This window comes from Micromonospora sp. PRAS1 (assembly GCF_059553435.1).
The window spans coordinates 29,863-47,061 of record NZ_JCANNB010000037.1 but is presented as its reverse complement, the minus strand read 5'-3'; the positions used below and the strand labels follow the sequence as shown (position 1 = coordinate 47,061).

General features: G+C 70.4%; 14 protein-coding genes. 9 read left to right on the top strand and 5 right to left on the bottom strand.

Translation table 11 applies throughout. The annotated features are described in order from the left end of the window. Nucleotides 1-2: 2 nt before the first annotated feature. Nucleotides 3-2,138, top strand: coding sequence for a putative bifunctional diguanylate cyclase/phosphodiesterase (locus AC507J_RS26475; protein WP_496292154.1), 2,136 nt, complete (start codon nucleotides 3-5; stop codon nucleotides 2,136-2,138). 79 nt (nucleotides 2,139-2,217) lie between these two features. Continuing rightward, nucleotides 2,218-2,718 (top strand): DUF456 domain-containing protein, encoded by a 501-nt coding sequence (locus AC507J_RS26470; protein ID WP_496292152.1) that lies wholly within the window; start codon nucleotides 2,218-2,220, stop codon nucleotides 2,716-2,718. Between the two features lie 319 nt (nucleotides 2,719-3,037). On the opposite strand, the gene AC507J_RS26465 is transcribed toward AC507J_RS26470, so the two are convergent. After that, nucleotides 3,038-3,991: an oxidoreductase gene (locus AC507J_RS26465; RefSeq protein ID WP_496292150.1), complete on the bottom strand. Its 954-nt coding sequence runs from the start codon at nucleotides 3,989-3,991 to the stop codon at nucleotides 3,038-3,040. Between AC507J_RS26465 and AC507J_RS26460 the strand changes: the two genes are divergently transcribed. After that, nucleotides 3,971-4,096, top strand: coding sequence for a hypothetical protein (locus AC507J_RS26460; protein ID WP_496292148.1), 126 nt, complete (start codon nucleotides 3,971-3,973; stop codon nucleotides 4,094-4,096). The genes AC507J_RS26465 and AC507J_RS26460 overlap by 21 nt on opposite strands. A gap of 22 nt (nucleotides 4,097-4,118) precedes the next feature. Here AC507J_RS26460 and rox read toward each other — a convergent pair whose 3' ends face one another. From rox to AC507J_RS26440, 4 genes are all read right to left on the bottom strand, one after another. After that, nucleotides 4,119-5,543, bottom strand: a complete 1,425-nt coding sequence (rox, locus tag AC507J_RS26455; protein WP_496292146.1) for a rifampin monooxygenase — start codon at nucleotides 5,541-5,543, stop codon at nucleotides 4,119-4,121. A 237-nt stretch (nucleotides 5,544-5,780) separates the two neighbouring features. Next, nucleotides 5,781-6,380 (bottom strand): YdeI/OmpD-associated family protein, encoded by a 600-nt coding sequence (locus AC507J_RS26450; protein WP_496292144.1) that lies wholly within the window; start codon nucleotides 6,378-6,380, stop codon nucleotides 5,781-5,783. A gap of 111 nt (nucleotides 6,381-6,491) precedes the next feature. Continuing rightward, complete coding sequence (locus AC507J_RS26445; RefSeq protein WP_496292143.1) at nucleotides 6,492-6,686, bottom strand: DUF397 domain-containing protein; 195 nt, start codon at nucleotides 6,684-6,686, stop codon at nucleotides 6,492-6,494. Beyond that, on the bottom strand, nucleotides 6,683-7,450 hold the full coding sequence (locus tag AC507J_RS26440; protein ID WP_496292141.1) for a DUF5753 domain-containing protein: 768 nt from the start codon (nucleotides 7,448-7,450) through the stop codon (nucleotides 6,683-6,685). The genes AC507J_RS26445 and AC507J_RS26440 overlap by 4 nt, the downstream gene beginning before the upstream one ends. Nucleotides 7,451-7,723: 273 nt before the next feature. Between AC507J_RS26440 and AC507J_RS26435 the strand changes: the two genes are divergently transcribed. From AC507J_RS26435 to AC507J_RS26410, 6 genes are all read left to right on the top strand, one after another. Further along, the gene (locus AC507J_RS26435) at nucleotides 7,724-7,978 is read left to right on the top strand and encodes a flavin reductase (RefSeq protein WP_496292139.1); all 255 of its coding nucleotides are present in this window, start codon (nucleotides 7,724-7,726) and stop codon (nucleotides 7,976-7,978) included. Between the two features lie 83 nt (nucleotides 7,979-8,061). Continuing rightward, nucleotides 8,062-9,414: a TolB family protein gene (locus tag AC507J_RS26430; protein ID WP_496292137.1), complete on the top strand. Its 1,353-nt coding sequence runs from the start codon at nucleotides 8,062-8,064 to the stop codon at nucleotides 9,412-9,414. Between the two features lie 202 nt (nucleotides 9,415-9,616). Further along, nucleotides 9,617-10,981: a glutamine synthetase family protein gene (locus tag AC507J_RS26425; protein ID WP_496292135.1), complete on the top strand. Its 1,365-nt coding sequence runs from the start codon at nucleotides 9,617-9,619 to the stop codon at nucleotides 10,979-10,981. 168 nt (nucleotides 10,982-11,149) lie between these two features. Continuing rightward, on the top strand, nucleotides 11,150-12,580 hold the full coding sequence (locus AC507J_RS26420) for an aldehyde dehydrogenase family protein (protein WP_496292133.1): 1,431 nt from the start codon (nucleotides 11,150-11,152) through the stop codon (nucleotides 12,578-12,580). 2 nt (nucleotides 12,581-12,582) lie between these two features. Beyond that, nucleotides 12,583-13,350, top strand: a complete 768-nt coding sequence (locus tag AC507J_RS26415; protein ID WP_496292130.1) for a 3-oxoacyl-ACP reductase — start codon at nucleotides 12,583-12,585, stop codon at nucleotides 13,348-13,350. 166 nt (nucleotides 13,351-13,516) lie between these two features. Then, nucleotides 13,517-17,191, top strand: a complete 3,675-nt coding sequence (locus AC507J_RS26410; RefSeq protein ID WP_496292128.1) for a SpoIIE family protein phosphatase — start codon at nucleotides 13,517-13,519, stop codon at nucleotides 17,189-17,191. The last annotated feature ends 8 nt before the right edge of the window (nucleotides 17,192-17,199 follow it).

Sequence of the window (17,199 nt, the reverse complement as noted above, 5' to 3'; positions counted from 1 at the left end):
CGATGGCCGGGGTCGACGCCGTCGGCGGAAACGCCGTCGACCGCACCGGCGCCGAGCGTTACGCGGCCGAGTGGACCAGGGCCGTACGCCGGATCGGTTTCGTGCCGCTGAGCGCGGCCGAGACCGAGCGGTTGCTGCTGGCGCACACCCTGCGGCTGGCCGAGGCCCTGCTCACCGGCGAGGCGGTGCCGGCGGTGGCGGCAGAGGTCGGTCGGGCCCTGGTCGAGGCGAACCTGACCGAGCCGGGCGTGATCGAGTGGTCGGTACGCGCCCTCGCCGACCGCCTCCCGGCCCAGGTCCTCGGCGCCCTGTCCGGGCTCGGGGAGCGGATCGCCACCGCGCAGGGTGGTCTGGCCGCCGGCTTCGCCCGGGCCCTGCGTGACCGCACGCTCGCCCAGCAGGAGCGGATCGCCCGCTCCGCCTGGCAGGCCCGGGACGCCGTCGAACAGGCGTTGCGGGACAGCGAGGCCCGGTTCCGGGCGGTCTTCCGGGGAGCGGCGATCGGCATCGGCATCGCCGACGTCGACGGCACCATCATCGACGTCAACCAGCCCTTCGCCGACATGCTCGGCTATTCGGTCGAGGAGTTGCGGCAGCTCAACGTCGCGGCGCTGCTCCACCCCGACGACGCCCCCGGAATGGCAGAGCTGTACCGGGGGCTGATCGAGGGCAAGCACGACAGCGTACGGGTCGAGAAGCGCTACTACCGCAAGGACGGCAGCGCCGTCTGGACGGACCTGGCGGCCTCCCTGATCCGGCACGACGACGGTCGACCCCGGTTCACCGTCGCCATGGTGGAGGACATCACCGAGCGGTACGAACTCCAGCGCCGACTGCGTTTCCAGGCGCTGCACGACCCGCTCACCGACCTGCCCAACCGGACGCTCTTCTTCGAGAAGCTGAGCGGCCTGCTGGACTCGGCGGGCCGGGTCGGGCTCTGCTTCCTCGATCTCGACGGGTTCAAGGCGATCAACGACAGCCTCGGTCACGACCTCGGCGACCGGCTGCTCGTGACGATCGCCCGGCGGCTCGCCGGCTGCGTGGCGGAGCAGGGCTACCTGGTCGCCCGGATGGGCGGCGACGAGTTCGTCATCCTGGTCGACGGTGCCGCCGTTGTCGACGGCGTGATCGCGGTGGCCGAGGCGGCGCTGGCCGTGGTCTCCGCTCCGGTGTTCGTCGGCGAACAGCAGCTCATGGTCTCGGCCAGCATCGGCATCGTCGACTCCGCGGACGTCGGCACCAGCGTCGCCGAGCTGATGAAGGCCGCGGACACCACGCTGTACTGGGCCAAGGCCGAGGGTCGGGGCCGGTGGGCGGTCTACGACCCGGAGCGTACCGCCCGGGACATCGCCCGGTCGGCTCTGGTCGCCGGGCTGCCAATGGCGCTGGAGCGGGGCGAGTTCGTGCTGCACTACCAGCCGATCGTGTCGCTGTTGGACGGACGGATGCTTGCGGTCGAGGCACTGGTCCGCTGGCAACATCCGGAGCTGGGACTGCTCGGCCCGGACCGGTTCATCGGGCTGGCCGAGGAGACCGGCCTGATCGTCCGGCTGGGTGCCTGGGTGCTGCGGCAGGCCTGCCGGGACGCCCAGCGCTGGCACGCCGAGTTTCCCGACGCCCGGCTGGTGGTCAGCGTGAACCTGGCCGCCCGTCAGGCCGACGCCCCGGCGATCGTGGACACCGTGGCCGACGCCCTGGCCAGTAGCGGACTGCCGGCTGAGCTGCTGCAACTGGAGTTGACCGAGAGCGCGGTGATGGGCTCTGCCGGTGAGCCGCTGCGGACGCTTTACCGGCTCGCGTCCCTCGGCGTACGGCTGGCGATCGACGACTTCGGCACCGGCTACTCGAACCTCGCGTACCTGCGCCGGCTGCCGATCACCTGCCTGAAGCTGGCCGCGCCCTTCGTCGAGGGCATCCGGGGCGACCTGCCGGACACCGCCGACCACCGGGACGAGCGGATCGTGGACGCGCTGGTGCGGCTGGCGCACGCGTTGGAACTCTGGGTCACCGCCGAGGGGGTGGAGACCGAGGCACAGGCCGAGCGGCTGCGGGCGCTACGCTGCGACACCGCACAGGGCCGCCTATTCGGCCCGCCGGCACCCGCCAACACCATCTTCACCCGCCTGGACGGCGGGTAAGGAAGGGCCCCCTGTTAACGCCTGCGGTAGAGGAAGGGCCCCCTTTTAACAGTTCACAGCGATCGGATGGGGAGCCGACGTGAGCCTGACAGAGACCGGCGCGCTGGTGTCGGTGATCACCGCCTTGGCCATCCTCGCTGGGTTGGCCGGGGTGGTGGTGCCCGGCCTACCGGCATTGCCGTTGTGCTGGGGCGGCGTACTCGTCTGGGCGTTGTTCGGCGAGGCCGGCACCGGGCGCTGGCTGGTGCTCGCGGCGGCCACCGTGGTCGCCCTGGGTGGCACCGTGGTGAAGTACGCCTGGCCGGGCCGCAACCTGAAGCGGGCTGGGGTGCCCACCTCCACCTTGCTCGTCGGTGCGCTGCTCGGCCTGGTCGGCTTCTTCGTCATCCCGGTGGTCGGGCTGGTCATCGGGTTCGTCGGCGGCATCTTCCTGATGGAGTGGTCGCGGTTGCGCGACACCCGGCTGGCCTGGCCGGCGACCAGACGGGCGGTCGGCGCGGCCGGGCTGTCCATGCTTATCGAGTTCCTCTCCGGGGTGATGATCGGCGTGCTCTGGGTGGCCGGCTTGGTGCTGACCTGACGTAACACCGGGCGGCTGCTGACCTGAGGTCATATCCGAACGGCTGCTGACCTGAGGTCATATCCGAACGGCTGCTGAGCTGACGGGACACCGGGCGGCGCGGGGTGAAGCCAGGGTAGGGCGCAGCGCCGTACCCGAGAGAGAGGTGACGTTCCCCGCGCCGCCGCGGCTGCCGGGCCGTTCCGAGGGCCCGGGTCGGCCCGTCGCGATCGGGCCTGGTCACAAGCCCAAGGATGGGGTACGCCGAAGCGTCCGGCAACGCAATTGCCTGGCCGCCGCTCGGCGCCCGGCAACGCAATTGCCTGGCCGCCGCTCGGCGTCACCGGCTCCGGGCGGGTGTGACCGGCAGCGGGAATGTCACGCCGGTGAGTTTCTCGGAGACCGTCCACAGGCGTCGGGCGGTGTCGTCATCCTGGGCGGCCCTGGACCGGCCGACGAGCTTCGGTGCGCCGCGTCCCTGTAGGAAGCCGCCGGGACCGGCGTAGCTGCCGCCCGGGATGTCGGCCACTGCCGCGTAGAGCGTGGGAAGCGCGCCGTCCTCCTCGCTCTGCGCGAACCAGTTGACGGCGGTCGTGTGGACCAAGCGCTTCGGGAGTGGTTCGTTGTCGAGGTGTCCGAGCAGGTTGGTGGTCGCCAGGCCGGGGTGCGCGGCGGTCGCGAGCACCGGTGCGGCGGCCTCGGTGAGCCGGCGCTGTAGTTCGGCGGTGAAGAGCAGGTTCGCCAGCTTCGACTGCGCGTACGCGCGGAACGGCCGGTAGGGCCTGCGCTCCCAGTTGAGGTCGTCGAAGTCGATCGTGCCGGTCCGGTGCCCGTTCGAGGAGACCGTGACCACTCGGCCCCGGATCCGGGGCAGTAGCAGGTTGGTGAGCGCGAAGTGCCCGAGGTGGTTGGTGCCGAACTGAAGCTCGAAGCCGTCTGCGGTGCGGCCGAGCGGCGGGATCATCAGGCCGGCGTTGTTGATCAGCACGTCGATCGGCTCGGTGAACTCCTCGGCGAAGGTACGCACCGAGGCGAGTTCGGCGAGGTCGAGGCGCCGTACGACAATCTCGCCGGTCATGGTCGCGGCGGCGGCCCGTCCCTTGGCGAGGTCGCGGACGGCGAGGACGACGCGGGCACCCTTGGCGGCGAGCGCGCGGGCGGTGGTGCGGCCGATGCCGCCGCCGCTGCGGCTTTCGGGCTGCTGAACGATCTGATCGTGCAGGGACAGGAGCAGGGCGTACTTGCCACCGGCGACCCGCAGCAGGTGGGGATCGTGCTGTTCGCGACCATCCATGGCATCGCCACGCTGATCAACGGCAACCTGGTCCCACCGGAACTGCTCGACGGCCTCGGGCAGCGGGCCGTCGAGCAGTTCATCCGGGGATCTCAACGCGACTAGGTGTACTGCCCAGGTAGTACAGCTAGGCGGCGGTGCCGAACCAGCGGGGCAGGTGCGTGACCAGATCGCGCTGGTCGTCGCCGACCCAGGCCACGTGGCCGTCCGGCCGCAACAGCACGGCGGGCACGTCCAGTTCCTCGCTGACGTCGACCACGTGGTCGACCCGGTCCGCCCAGCCGGTGACCGAGAGCCGGCCGGTCTGGTCGAGCAACAGGCCGCGGCCGGCGTGCGTCAGCTCGTAGAGGCGGCCCTGCTTGAGGCGTATGTCCCGCATCCGCCGGCCGAGCAGGTCGTGCCCCGCGCCGAAGTCGTAGCGGATCCCGATCGCAATGATCTTCTCGGTCAGGTACCGGTTAACCTCATCGAAGTCCATCAGCTCCGAGATCAGCCGACGCATCGCCAGCGCACCCGGCTCGGTGGAGAGCAGTTCCATCTGCGCGCGGGTGTTGTTCAGCACGTCGTAGGCGACCGGGTGCCGTTCGGTGTGGTAGCTGTCCAGCAGCCCCTCCGGCGCCCAGCCGGCCACCTCGGCGGCCAGCTTCCAGCCGAGGTTGAACGCGTCCTGGATGCCGAGGTTGAGGCCCTGCCCGCCGGTCGGCGGGTGGATGTGCGCCGCGTCGCCGGCCAGCAGCACCCGGCCGAGGCGGTAACGCTCGGCCAGCCGGGTGGCGTCGCCGAAGCGGGACAGCCAGCGCGGTGAGTGCACGCCGAAGTCGGTGCCCGCGTACGCCCGTAGTTGTTCTTTGAATTCCGCCAGGGTCGGCGGGACCGCGCGGTCGGCGACCACCCCCTCGGCGGGCACCACGACCCGGTACACCCCGTCGCCGATCGGCCCGAGCCCGAACCGCTTCTGGGTCTTGCGGACCTCGGTGACCACGCTGACCACCGTCTCCGGCGGTACGCCCACCTCCATCTCGCCCAGTAGCGTCTCGACCCGGCTCGGCTCGCCGGGGAAACCGACCCCGAGCAGTTTGCGCACGGTGCTCCGCCCACCGTCGCAGCCGACCAGGTAGCGGCCGGTCAGCCGGCTGCCGTCGGCCAACTCGACGGTCACCCCGTCCTCGTCCTGGCTGAGCCCGACCACTTCACCGCCGCGCCGGATCTCCGTGCCCACCTCGGCGGCCCGCTCGGCCAGCAGCCGATCGGTCACCGGCTGCGGAATGCCCAGGACGTAGGGATGCGCGGTGTCCAGCCGGTCGGGCGCGGGCTTGTCGATGGCGGCGAAGAAACCGCCTACCGGAAAACGCCGGCCGAGCGCGAGGAACCGATCCAACAGGCCGCGCTGGTCAAGCACCTCGATGCTGCGTACGTGCAGGCCGAGCGCGCGGACGAACGAGGTCGGCTCGGTCTCCTTCTCCAACACAAGCGTGCGTACGCCGTGCAGCCGCAACTCGCCGGCCAGCATCAGACCGGTCGGCCCGCCCCCGGCAATGATCACGTCGAACATTCGTGCCCCCCATTGATTTCGGCCAGCTCTCGCACGCGGTCCGGCGCGTGCTCTGCGGATCTGTATCTCCGCAGGCCCTGGCCTCGGCCGCAGATTCTGCGGCATCACCCGGGTCTTGCGGCAAGCCCCCGGGTGCGATATACGTTAGGAGTGGCAGGGAGATTCTTCTTCCTGCCTTTCGCATTGATATCCGAATCAGTGGCGCAAAGTGCGCCTGTTTACCGCAGTCGTTGAAACCTAAGCGGGAGGCATGGCCCGCTGCGGGTGGATCGTCTCGTGGCGGGCCAGCATGGCAACGAACTCGCCGATCTTTCGTTCGCGGGTCTGCGCCCGTTTGACCGCGTTGAGACGGTGGATGAGAGCGAAACGGTTCGTTTTGGTGAGTACGTCGAACATGGCCTGCGCGGCGGGTTCGGCGGCGATGGCGGCGAGGAGATCGGCCGGCATCTCGGCCTCCGACGGCGGGGCGTAGGCGGCAGCCCATCGTCCGTCCGCCTGCGCGGCCTCCACCGCGGCGCGGCCGGAGGGCTGCATCCGCCCCGCTGCCTCCAGCCGGGCCACATGACTGACGTTCCGTTGCGACCAGGCGCTGCGGGGCCTGCGGGGGGTGAAGCGGATCCAGGAACTTTCCTGGTCCCGTTTACGGGCCTGCCCGTCGATCCAGCCGAAGCAGAGCGCCTCGTCGACCGCCTGTTGCCAGGTCAGCGTGGTGACCGTGCCGCCCTTCCTGGTCAGCGCGAGCCAGACGCCGGGAGACGTGGCATGGTGCTCCGACAACCATGCGCGCAGCGCCTCGGCGTCCTCGACGATCAACTCATCCAGCTCGGCGTTCGCCATGTCGGCAGGCTATTCGTCGCGTCTGACGATTTTTTCGGCGTGCCGAGCGTCCAGCGCCTACCAACCGCCGCAGCGGCGCCGACCCGTTCCGTCGGGCACGACGGTCAGCGGTCAGCCCACGGGGCCGATCTGCTTGGCGAGGTCGACGAAGGACTGCCACGACGCCGGGGTGAGGTGGAGGGTGCCGCCGTCCCGGTCCTTGGTGTCGCGGACCAGCACGACGCCGGGCAGGTTGTCGGCAACCTCGACACAGGACCCACCGTTGTTGCCGCTCTTCGTGCTCTTGCGCCACTGCGCAACGGTCATGTCCATGATTCTGCCGCTTTCCTGATCAAGTCCAGGGATTGGGCTCGGGAGAGGCACTCACCCCTGATGCGTTCCCACCTTCGGCTGAGCGTAGCAACTTCCTCAGCCCTCGTAATGATCTCAGCCCGCGCTTGACTGTCCGCGTGGGCGACGTACTCGCCGCCGGGCAGTTCGGCGATGATGAAGCCGCCGCCGAGGCCCGGGTACATTCCGACATCCTTTGGTACGACAAGCACCTGCAACGCAGGTAGCGCCGCGCACGTCGCCAGGTGTGTGACCTGCTCGCGCATCAGCTCGCGATTTCCGTAGGCCGACTGGTAGAGCACCCCCTCGAAGATCGCGGCGATGAACATCGGTGGCCGGTCGCGGCGCAGGATGGCTTGCCGGTCCAATCGTGACGCGACGAGTTCGTCGACATCGCTTGACGCCAGCACCTCGCCGGCGAGTGTGGCCCGCGCGTACGCCTCGGTTTGCAGGAGTCCGGGAATCCAAGTGTGTTCGAACCAGCGAAGGGCGACTGCTTCGCGTTCCCAGTCGACCCACTCGCGGAGCCATTGCGGCTCGCGCCGCTTGAGGACATCGGGCCATAGATCGCCAACGTCCCGGCCAAGGAGTGCGGCCACCTTTGCGCGTCGTCGAGGCTGAGGGATACGTCCTGGCGAGATCCAACGCGCTGCTGTCTTGGGATCCACCCCGGTCTGAGCTGCCAAACTCTCGGCTGTTTCGCCGGCCTCGGCCATGGCTGCTTGAAGTGCAAGGTTCATCCTGCCTCCGCAATGGATGTCCTGGACGTCCCTGAGAATAGATGAACGTCGTGTACTGATCCCATCACTGTCGGCAAGTGTGGCTTATGCGGGCTTGCTCTGTCGGGATCGGCGGTGGGGTGGGCTTCTGCGCGGGGTCGCCCTGCTTCGGCCGTGTGGGGCGACCCCCTCCACAGTCGAGGAGGTCGACATGTCTCTCCGTTCGCGTTCGCTCTTCGTACCCCTGTTCAAAACCCTGGACGGCGCGGCGTGCCGGGTGCGGCGGGTGCGCTGATGGGACGGCGGGTGATCCCACATGTCGCGATGCGTCCGCTCTGGCGGTGCCGCAACTGTGGTGCGGAGTGGCCCTGTCAGCCGGCCCGGTTGGGCCTGCTGGCCGAGTACCGGCAGGATCGGATCGCCCTGCTGCTCTATCTGAGTGGGCTGATGGTGGAGGCCCGCGATCAACTCGCCCAGCTCAACCCGGAGCACGTACCGGAGCTGTACGACCGCTTTCTCGGTTGGGTGCGACGTCGTGATCGGCGGTGACTCAGGCGGAACTTGCCGCAGGTCGACAGTGTCGGGTACCGGACCGCGCGAACAATTGCCCGCCAGCGCGAGACCCACCAGGTATGACGACACAACTCGCGACACCCGCCACCACGCATCGCAGGACCGTACGGTCTCGCCGTCGGATCGGCATCGCCGCTGCCGGCGTCGCCGTGCTCGGCGGCCTCGCCGTCGTGCCTGCCGCCTCCGCCGCCGTACCGCCAGCTACCACCCGGATCAGTGTGGACAGCACGGGCGGCCAGGCCGCCGAGTACCGCAGCGAACCCTTCGGGGCGAGTGCGGACGGCCGGTACGTCGCCTTCACCTCTGCCTCGCCGAACCTGATGCCGGACGACACCAACGACACCTGGGACGTGCTGATCCGCGACCGCCGAACCGGCACCACGAGTCGCGTCAGCCAGTCGACTGCGGGAGTTGCGGGCGAGAGTTCCAGCTACGGCCACTCCCTGAGCCCAGATGGCCGATACGTCTCGTTCACCTCCGACGCCGCCAATCTGGTGCCCGGCGACACCAACGGGGCCTCCGACGGCTTCATCCACGACCGCCGCACGGGCCGCACCAGCCGGGTCACGCTTACCGAGGGCAACGCCCAGGCCGATGCCCGAAGCTACGCGCCGGCGATCAGCGCCGACGGCCGGTTCGTGGCGTTCGTCTCCGAAGCTACAAATGTGGTGTCGGGTGACACCAACGGCGTAGCCGACATCTTCCTGCGGGACCGGCAGGCCGGTACCACCGTCCGGGTCAGCGGCACGAACGCCGACGCAGCCTCCGACGCACCGGCGATCAGCGCCGACGGCCGGTTCGTGGCGTTCACCTCCGACGCCACCAATCTGGTGTCCGGCGACACCAACGGCGTAGCCGACGTGTTCGTCCGCGACCTGCGTACCGGTAGCCTCCGGCGGGCCAACGTGTCCACCACCGGCGGGCAGGCGAACGCCCTCACCGTCTCCCCGACGATGAGCGCGGACGGCCGGTTCGTGGCGTTCACCTCCGACGCCACCAATCTGGTGTCGGGTGACACCAACGGCGTGGCCGACGTGTTCGTACGGGACCTGCGCGCCGGCACGACCAGCCGGGTCAGCTTGACGGCCGCCGGTGGGCAGGCCGGCGGTGGCAGCAGTTACGGCCCGATGATGAGCGCTGACGGCCGGCACGTCGCCTTCAGCTCCGACGCCACCAACCTGGTGTCGGGCGACACCAACGGCGTGGCCGACGTGTTCGTACGGGACCTGCGCGCCGGCACGACCGTCCGGGCCAGCCTGGCTGTCGACGGTGGAGAGGGCAACGACTCCAGCTACAACGCGGTGGTCACCCGGGACGGCCGGCACGTCGCCTTCGCCTCGGCGGCCACGAACCTGGTACCAGGCGACACCAACGGCGTGATCGACGTGTTCCTGCGCCGCATGCCCCGCTGATCCCGGTTCCAGCTGCCCGTCGTGATCGGTGAGGAGGCGGGTCGGGTCCGGCACGATGACGGTGCCGGGCTCGACCCGATGGCGCCCGCGTACCCGGATCTCGACCCTGCGGTTTGCGAGGGGAGCTGAAGGGGGTACGAGCGGAGCGTCTTGTTGACGGTGATCGGCTCGGCCGGTAGACCTTGGTGATGGAGGCTGGCGGATGAGGAAACCACCGCTCACGCTCGAACAGTTGCGGGTCGCCGTCGCCGAGGGCGAGATCGACACGGTGGCGTTGGCCCTGGTCGACATGCAGGGCCGGTTGCAGGGCAAGCGGTTCCACGCGCCGTACTTCCTCGACCAGGTGGTCGCGCACGGCAGCGAGGGGTGCAACTACCTGCTCGCCGTCGACGTGGACATGAACACCGTCGACGGGTTCGCGATGTCGAGCTGGGAACGCGGCTACGGCGATTTCGCGATGCGGCCGGACTTCGACACGCTGCGCCGGGTGCCCTGGCAGCCCGGCACCGCGCTGCTCCTGGCCGACCTGGAGTGGCTGGACGGCAGTGGCGCGGTGACCGCCTCGCCCCGGCAGATCCTGCGCCGACAGCTCGACCGGTTGGCCGGGCACGGGCTGACCGCGTACGCCGGGACCGAGTTGGAGTTCGTGCTCTTCCGTGACTCGTACGAGCAGGCGTTCTCTCGGGGTTACCGCGGCCTGACCCCGGCCAACCAGTACAACGTGGATTATTCGCTGCTCGGCACGGCCCGGGTGGAGCCGCTGCTGCGCCGCATCCGCACCGAGATGGCCGGCGCCGGGTTGACGCCGGAGAGCGCCAAGGGCGAGTGCAACCTCGGCCAGCACGAGATCGCCTTCCGGTACGACGAGGCGGTGGCCTGCGCCGACCACCACGTGATCTACAAGAACGGGGCGAAGGAGATCGCCGCCCAGGAGGGCATGTCGATCACCTTCATGGCCAAGCCGAACGACCGGGAGGGCAACTCCTGCCACATCCATTTCTCGCTGCGGGACGCCGCCGGCCGCTCGGCCATGCTCGGCGACGGCCCGGCCCAGCTCAGCGTCACCGGTCAGCGGGTGCTCGCCGGGCTGCTCGCCACCATGCGGGAGCTGAGCCTTCTGTTCGCCCCGAACATCAACTCCTACAAGCGTTACCAGCCGGACTCGTTCGCCCCGACCGCGCTGCGCTGGGGCACCGACAACCGCACCTGCGCGCTGCGACTGGTGGGGCACGGGCAGGGGATGCGGGTGGAGAACCGGGTGCCGGGCGCGGACGTGAACCCGTACCTGGCGATCGCGGCGCTGGTGGCGGGCGCCGTGCACGGGATCGAGCACGAGCTTGAGTTGGGCGAGGAGTGCACCGGCAACGCGTACGACGACCCGACGGCCGAGCGGGTCCCCGGCACGTTGCGTGACGCTCTCACCCTCTGGCAGTCCTCCGAGGTGGCCCGCGCCGCCTTCGGCGAAGAGGTGGTGGCGCACTACGCGAACATGGCCCGCGTCGAGTTGGCTGCCTTCGACGCCGCCGTCACTGACTGGGAACTGACCCGTGGCTTCGAACGCCTCTGAGCCCCACTTCCCCCACTTCCCCCACTCTCCCGCGATCTTGCACTTTCGGTCTTTGGTTTGTGGTGGTGAGTGGCTTTTGTCCCGACCGGAAGTGCAAGATCGACGGGGCGATGGCGGGGGCGGGGGCGGGGGCGCGAGGGAGGGCGCGAGGGAGAGGGAGGGGTGTGCGTGGGAGTGGTGAGGGATCCGGCTACCGGGCTCGTGGTGGGGGAGGTTGCGGAGAGTTCGCTTGAGGAGGTTGATGCGGGGATTGCGCGGGCGGGGATTGCCTATGAGCGGTGGCGGGGGGTTGCGGCGGGGGAGCGGGGGCGGTTGTTGCGGCGGTTCGCGGGGGTGGTTGACGCGCACCTGGAGGAGCTGGCGCGGCTGGAGGTCCGCAACGCGGGGCACACCATCGGCAACGCGCGGTGGGAGGCGGGCAACGTCCGGGACGTGCTGGACTACTACGCGGGGGCGCCGGAGCGGCTGACCGGGCGGCAGATCCCGGTGCCGGGCGGGCTGGACGTCACCTTCCACGAGCCGCTCGGCGTGGTCGGGGTGATCGTGCCGTGGAACTTCCCGATGCCGATCGCCGCCTGGGGATTCGCGCCCGCCCTGGCCGCCGGCAACACGGTGGTGCTCAAGCCGGCCGAGCTGACCCCGCTGACCGCGCTCCGCCTGGCCGAACTGGCGCTGGAGGCGGGACTGCTCGAGGGCGTGTTCACGGTGCTGCCCGGCCGGGGCGACGTGGTGGGCGAGCGGTTCGTCACCCACCCGGCCGTACGCAAGATCGTTTTTACCGGCTCCACCGAGGTCGGTACGGGGATCATGGCCGGTTGTGCGGCCCAGGTGAAACGGCTCACCCTGGAACTGGGCGGCAAGTCGGCGAACCTGGTCTTCGCCGACGCCGACCTGGAGCGGGCGGCGGCCAGCGCGCCGTACGGCGTCTTCGACAACGCCGGCCAGGACTGCTGCGCCCGGTCCCGGCTCCTGGTCCAGCGCCCGGTCTACGACCGCTTCCTCGAACTGCTCGAACCGGCGGTGCGCGCCTTCCGGGTGGGTGACCCGGCCGACGAGCGCACCGAGATGGGTCCACTGATCTCGGCGGGGCACCGGGACCGCGTGGCCGGCTACGTCGACGGTGCGTCCGTCGCCTTCACCGGCTCCCGCCCCGACGGCCCCGGCTACTGGTACGCCCCGACGGTGCTGCTCGCCGACTCGCCGACCGACCGGCACTGGCGGGAGGAGATCTTCGGCCCGGTCGTCTCGGTGCTCCCGTTCGACGACGAGGCCGACGCGATCCGGCTGGCCAACGACACCGAGTACGGCCTCTCCGGCTCGATCTGGACCCGGGACGTGGGCCGGGCGCTGCGGGTGGCCCGGGCGGTGGAGGCGGGCAACCTGAGTGTGAACTCGCACTCCTCGGTGCGCTACTGGACCCCGTTCGGCGGGATGAAGCGCTCCGGGCTGGGCCGGGAGTTGGGCCCGGACGCCCTGCACGCGTTCACCGACGTCAAGAACGTGTTCATCAGCACGGATGGCTCCGGCACGGATGGCTCCGGCACGGAGGAATCCAGCACGGATGAAGTCGGCACGGGGGAATCCAGCACGGAGGAGTGAGCATGCCGGGACGGTTGCAGGATCGGGTCGCCGTGGTGACCGGGGCGGGCAGCGGGATCGGGCTGGCCACGGTGCGCCGGTTCGCCGCCGAGGGGGCCCGGGTGGTCTGCGTGGACATCGACGTCGAGGCCGGTCAGCGGGCTGCCGAGGAGGTGGCGGGCAGCTTCGTTGCGGCCGACGTGGCCGACGAGGCGGCGGTGCGGAACCTCTTCGACGGGGTGGTCGAGCGGTACGGGCGGGTGGACGTGACGTTCAACAACGCCGGCATCTCGCCGCCGGACGACGACTCCATCCTGGAAACCGGGCTGGACGCCTGGGAGCGGGTGCTGCGGGTCAACACCACAAGCGTCTACCTCTGCTGCAAGTACGTCATCCCGCACATGCGCCGGCAGGGCCGTGGGTCGATCATCAACACCGCCTCCTTCGTCGCGCTGATGGGCGCGGCGACCTCGCAGATCGCGTACACCGCAAGCAAGGGCGGGGTGCTGGCGTTGACCCGGGAGCTGGGGGTGCAGTTCGCCCGGGACGGGATCCGGGTCAACGCGCTCTGTCCCGGGCCGGTGGCCACGCCGCTGCTGCGCGAGTTGTTCGCGGCCGACCCGGAACGGGCCGCGCGGCGACTGGTGCACGTGCCGATGGGGCGCTTCGGCGAACCGGCCGAGATCGCCGCAGCGGTCGCGTTCCTGGCCAGCGACGACGCCTCCTTCATGACCGCCGCGCAGTTCGTGGTCGACGGCGGGATCACCGGGGCGTACGTCACTCCGCTGTGATCTCGCCGACATCCACGGTGACCGGCCGATTTGTCGATCCACTGGCAGGTGGTGGTAATCAGCGTCCGGCGGTCCCGATGCGTTACGTTGCTGGTCCGCCGGGGTAGAAGGCGGAACACGGCAATTGATGATCGGACGCGTCGTGGACATGGCCGGGGGAGGCTGCATGAACTCGGCCCAGGCGAGTACGGACGGACGCCATCCGTCCGGACTGCGTGACGGGATTCCTCCGCTGCTCGCGGCGGCATTCGCCAGCGGCGGCGAGATGGGCGCACTGCTGCGCGACCACAACTGGTCGGCCAGCCCGCTCGGCACCCCGGACCGCTGGCCGCCCGCCCTGGTCAACGCGATCAGCACGATGCTCGCCTCGAAGGCGCAGATCGCGATGTTCTGGGGAGAGGACTTCCTCGCCTTCTACAACGACGCGTACCGGCCGACGATCGGCGACAAGCACCCCGCCGTCCTCGGGCAGCCGGCGCGCGAGCACTGGGCGGAGACCTGGGAGGTGCTCGGGCCGCTGCTGACCCAGGTGCTGCGCGACGGCGAGTCGTACCAGGCGCGGGACCACCACTTCCTGCTCAACCGGCACGGCTTCGTCGAGGATGTCTTCTTCGACGTCTCGTACGACCCGATCCGGGCGGCGGACGGCTCGATCAGCGGTGTGCTCTGCATCTGTAGCGAGACCACCGACCGGGTGCTGGGCCAGCGCCGGCTACAGGCGCTGGCCGAACTCGGTGCCGAACTGGCCGAGCCGGGCAGCATCGAGGAACTCGGCCGGGTGGCCGCAGCCGTGCTCGACCGGAACCGGCCGGACCTGCCGTTCAGCCTGCTCTACCTGCACGACGCCGACGGGTACCTGCGCCCGGCCGGGGCCAGCGGGGGCGCGGGGGTCAGCGCCCCCGAAGCGCCCTCCCGCCTGGTCGAACTCGCGGCCGCCGGCACCGTCGACACGGTGCGCACGGTCGACCTGCTCGGGCACGTACCGGCCGACGTCGCCGAGGAGGCGATGGTGCTGCCGATCAGCGCGACAAACGAGCCGGCCGGAGTGCTGGTGCTGGGGTTGGCCAGCCGGCTGCCGTTCACCCGCGACTATCGCACCTTCGTCGAGTTGGTCGCCGCGCAGATCTGCCGCGCCGTCGGCAAGCAGCGGGCGTACGACCAGGAGCAGGCCCGGGCCGCCGCCCTGGCCGCCCTGGACCTGGCCAAGACCAACTTCTTCGCCAACGTCAGCCACGAGTTCCGGACCCCTCTGACCCTGGTGCTGGGCCCGCTGGAGGACATGCTCGCCGACCCCGCGCTGCCGGAGCCGTACACGGAGCGGTTGACAAGCATGCACCGCAACGCGATGCGGCTGCTGAAGCTGGTAAACACCGTGCTCGACTTCTCCCGGCTGGAGTCGAAGCGGCTGGCCGCGTACTACGAGCCGGTGGATCTGGCCGGTTACACCACCCGGCTGGCCAGCACGTTCCGCTCCGCCACCGAGCGCGCCGGGCTGCGGCTGGTGGTCGACTGCCCGGCGCTGCCCGAACCGGTCTACGTCGACCAGGACATGTGGGAGAAGATCGTCCTCAACCTCCTCTCCAACGCCGTGAAGTTCACCTTCGAGGGTGAGATCACGGTGCGGCTGCGAGCGGTCGACGGGGCCGCCCGTCTGGAGATCGCCGACACCGGCGTGGGCATCGCGCCGGAAGAACTGCCCCATGTCTTCGAGCGTTTCCACCGGGCACCGGGGGTGCGGTCGCGTAGCCACGAGGGCACCGGGATCGGGTTGGCGCTGGTCCGCGAACTGGTCGAGATGCATGGCGGTCAGGCGGGCGTGACCAGCCAGGTCGACCGGGGCAGTAGCTTCGTCGTCACCATCCCGTTCGGCACCGCCCACCTGCCGGCCGACCGGGTGGCCGCCGCCAGTGGCCCCGAGCGGGAGCCGTTGCAGGCCGCGCTCTTCGTCGCCGAGACCGTGCGGTGGACCGGCGGCCCCGCACCGGCCCGGGGCAGGCTCACCGCCGAACGTCCGGCGGTGGGTCCGGCGGTCACCGCTCCGGCGGGCCGGATCCTGGTCGTGGACGACAACCCCGACCTGCGCGAACACGTCGCCCGGCTGCTCGAACCGACCTGGCACGTGGTGACGGCCGGCGACGGGGTCGACGCCCTGCGCCTGGCCAGCGAGAGCACCTTTGACCTGGTGCTGACCGACGTGATGATGCCCAGGCTGGACGGCTTCGGTCTGGTCGCCGCGCTGCGCGCGGACCCACGCACCCGGTCCGTGCCGATCGTGCTGCTCACCGCCCGGGCCGGTGTCGGCGAGGAGGTGGCCGGCCTGTCGGTCGGCGCCGACGACTACCTGACCAAGCCCTTCTCCGGGCAGGAGTTGATCGCCCGGGTCCGGGCCAACGTGGAACTGAGCCAGCTGCGCGGTCAGATCGTCCGACGGCTGTACGCCCTGGCGGATGTGGCGGTCGCGGTGAACACGGCCCGCTCCACCGCCGACGTGCTCCAGGTCGCGGCCCGGCACGCGCTCAGTCTCGCCGAGGCCGTCCGGGTGGAGGTCACCGCCGGTGACGCCCGTTACGTGGCCGGCGACGGATCGAGCAGCGACGAGCCGACCTATCTCCTGCCGTTGACCGGCGTGGCCGGCCAACGCCTCGGCGAGCTGCGGGTCTGGCGTGCGGGGACCGAGGGCGCCGACACAAACGAGGCCGCGCTCACCCAACTGGCCCGGCTGGTCGGGGTACGCCTGGAGAACGCCCAGCTCTACGAGGTCGAGCACCGCATCGCCACCACGCTGCAACACAGCCTGCTGCCGCAGAACCTGCCCCAACTGCCCGGTGCCCTGGTGGCCAGCCGATACCTGCCGGGCAGCGCCGACGTCGAGATCGGCGGCGACTGGTACGACGTCATCGCCCGCGACGACGACGAACTCGTACTTGTCATCGGGGACGTGGTCGGCAAGGGCGTACCGGCCGCCGCGACCATGGGACAGTTGCGCAACGCGCTGCGCGCGTACGTGCTTGAGGGCTTCGGTCCGGGCGAGTCGCTGACCCGGCTCAACCGGCTGGTGGACTCGACCGAGTCACGCTCGTTCGCGACCGTCTTCTCCGTCTGGTACAGCCCGCGTACCAGCCAACTGCGGTACGCCAGCGCCGGGCACCCGTCCCCGCTGCTGATCCGCGGCGACGACGCGGCGTTCCTGTACGACCGGGCCCTCGGACCGCCGGTCGGGGCCATCCCCGGCACGGAGTACGAGACGGTCACCGGTGAACTGCGGGCCGGCGACCGTCTCCTGCTCTACACCGACGGCCTGATCGAGGACCGGCAGATCGGCATCGACGTCTCCCTGGCCCAGCTGCGCGCCGACGCGACCCGACCCGCGGCGGACGTGACCGACCTGATCGACACGGTAGTCGAGCGGGCCGTCGACCGGCCCCGCCGCGACGACGTGGCGGTGCTCGCGCTTGAGGCCGCCGAACTCGATTGCTTCACCCTGCGGCTGCCGGCCGATCCCACCCGGCTGAGCGTGCTGCGCAAGCGGCTGGAGGAGTTCCTCGTCGCGCACGAGGTGTGCGAGACCGACCTGTTCGACCTCACCGTGGCGGTCTCCGAGGCGGCGGCGAACGCCATCGAGCACCCGGTCGACCCGGTGGAACCGACGATCGACATCGAGGTGAGTGTGGAGGACCGTACGGTGGTGGCGACCGTACGGGACACCGGCCGTTGGCGGGAGTCGACGGGGTCGGGGTTCCGGGGGCGGGGCCTGTCCCTGATCCGGGCACTCGGGGAGCTGTCGGTCAGCCGTACGCCGGAGGGGACCCAGGTCACCCTGCGTCGGCGGCTCGATCCCTGAGAAGTAGT

Excerpts from the sequence above, each read along its gene's own strand:
- AC507J_RS26475 (WP_496292154.1), top strand. The coding sequence starts at position 3 with ATGGCCGGGGTCGACGCCGTCGGCGGAAACGCCGTCGACCGCACCGGC.
- AC507J_RS26465 (WP_496292150.1), bottom strand. The coding sequence starts at position 3,991 with ATGGATGGTCGCGAACAGCACGATCCCCACCTGCTGCGGGTCGCCGGT.
- rox (WP_496292146.1), bottom strand. The coding sequence starts at position 5,543 with ATGTTCGACGTGATCATTGCCGGGGGCGGGCCGACCGGTCTGATGCTG.
- AC507J_RS26450 (WP_496292144.1), bottom strand. The coding sequence starts at position 6,380 with ATGGCGAACGCCGAGCTGGATGAGTTGATCGTCGAGGACGCCGAGGCG.
- AC507J_RS26445 (WP_496292143.1), bottom strand. The coding sequence starts at position 6,686 with ATGACCGTTGCGCAGTGGCGCAAGAGCACGAAGAGCGGCAACAACGGT.
- AC507J_RS26440 (WP_496292141.1), bottom strand. The coding sequence starts at position 7,450 with ATGAACCTTGCACTTCAAGCAGCCATGGCCGAGGCCGGCGAAACAGCC.
- AC507J_RS26435 (WP_496292139.1), top strand. The coding sequence starts at position 7,724 with ATGGGACGGCGGGTGATCCCACATGTCGCGATGCGTCCGCTCTGGCGG.
- AC507J_RS26430 (WP_496292137.1), top strand. The coding sequence starts at position 8,062 with ATGACGACACAACTCGCGACACCCGCCACCACGCATCGCAGGACCGTA.
- AC507J_RS26425 (WP_496292135.1), top strand. The coding sequence starts at position 9,617 with ATGAGGAAACCACCGCTCACGCTCGAACAGTTGCGGGTCGCCGTCGCC.
- AC507J_RS26415 (WP_496292130.1), top strand. The coding sequence starts at position 12,583 with ATGCCGGGACGGTTGCAGGATCGGGTCGCCGTGGTGACCGGGGCGGGC.
- AC507J_RS26410 (WP_496292128.1), top strand. The coding sequence starts at position 13,517 with ATGAACTCGGCCCAGGCGAGTACGGACGGACGCCATCCGTCCGGACTG.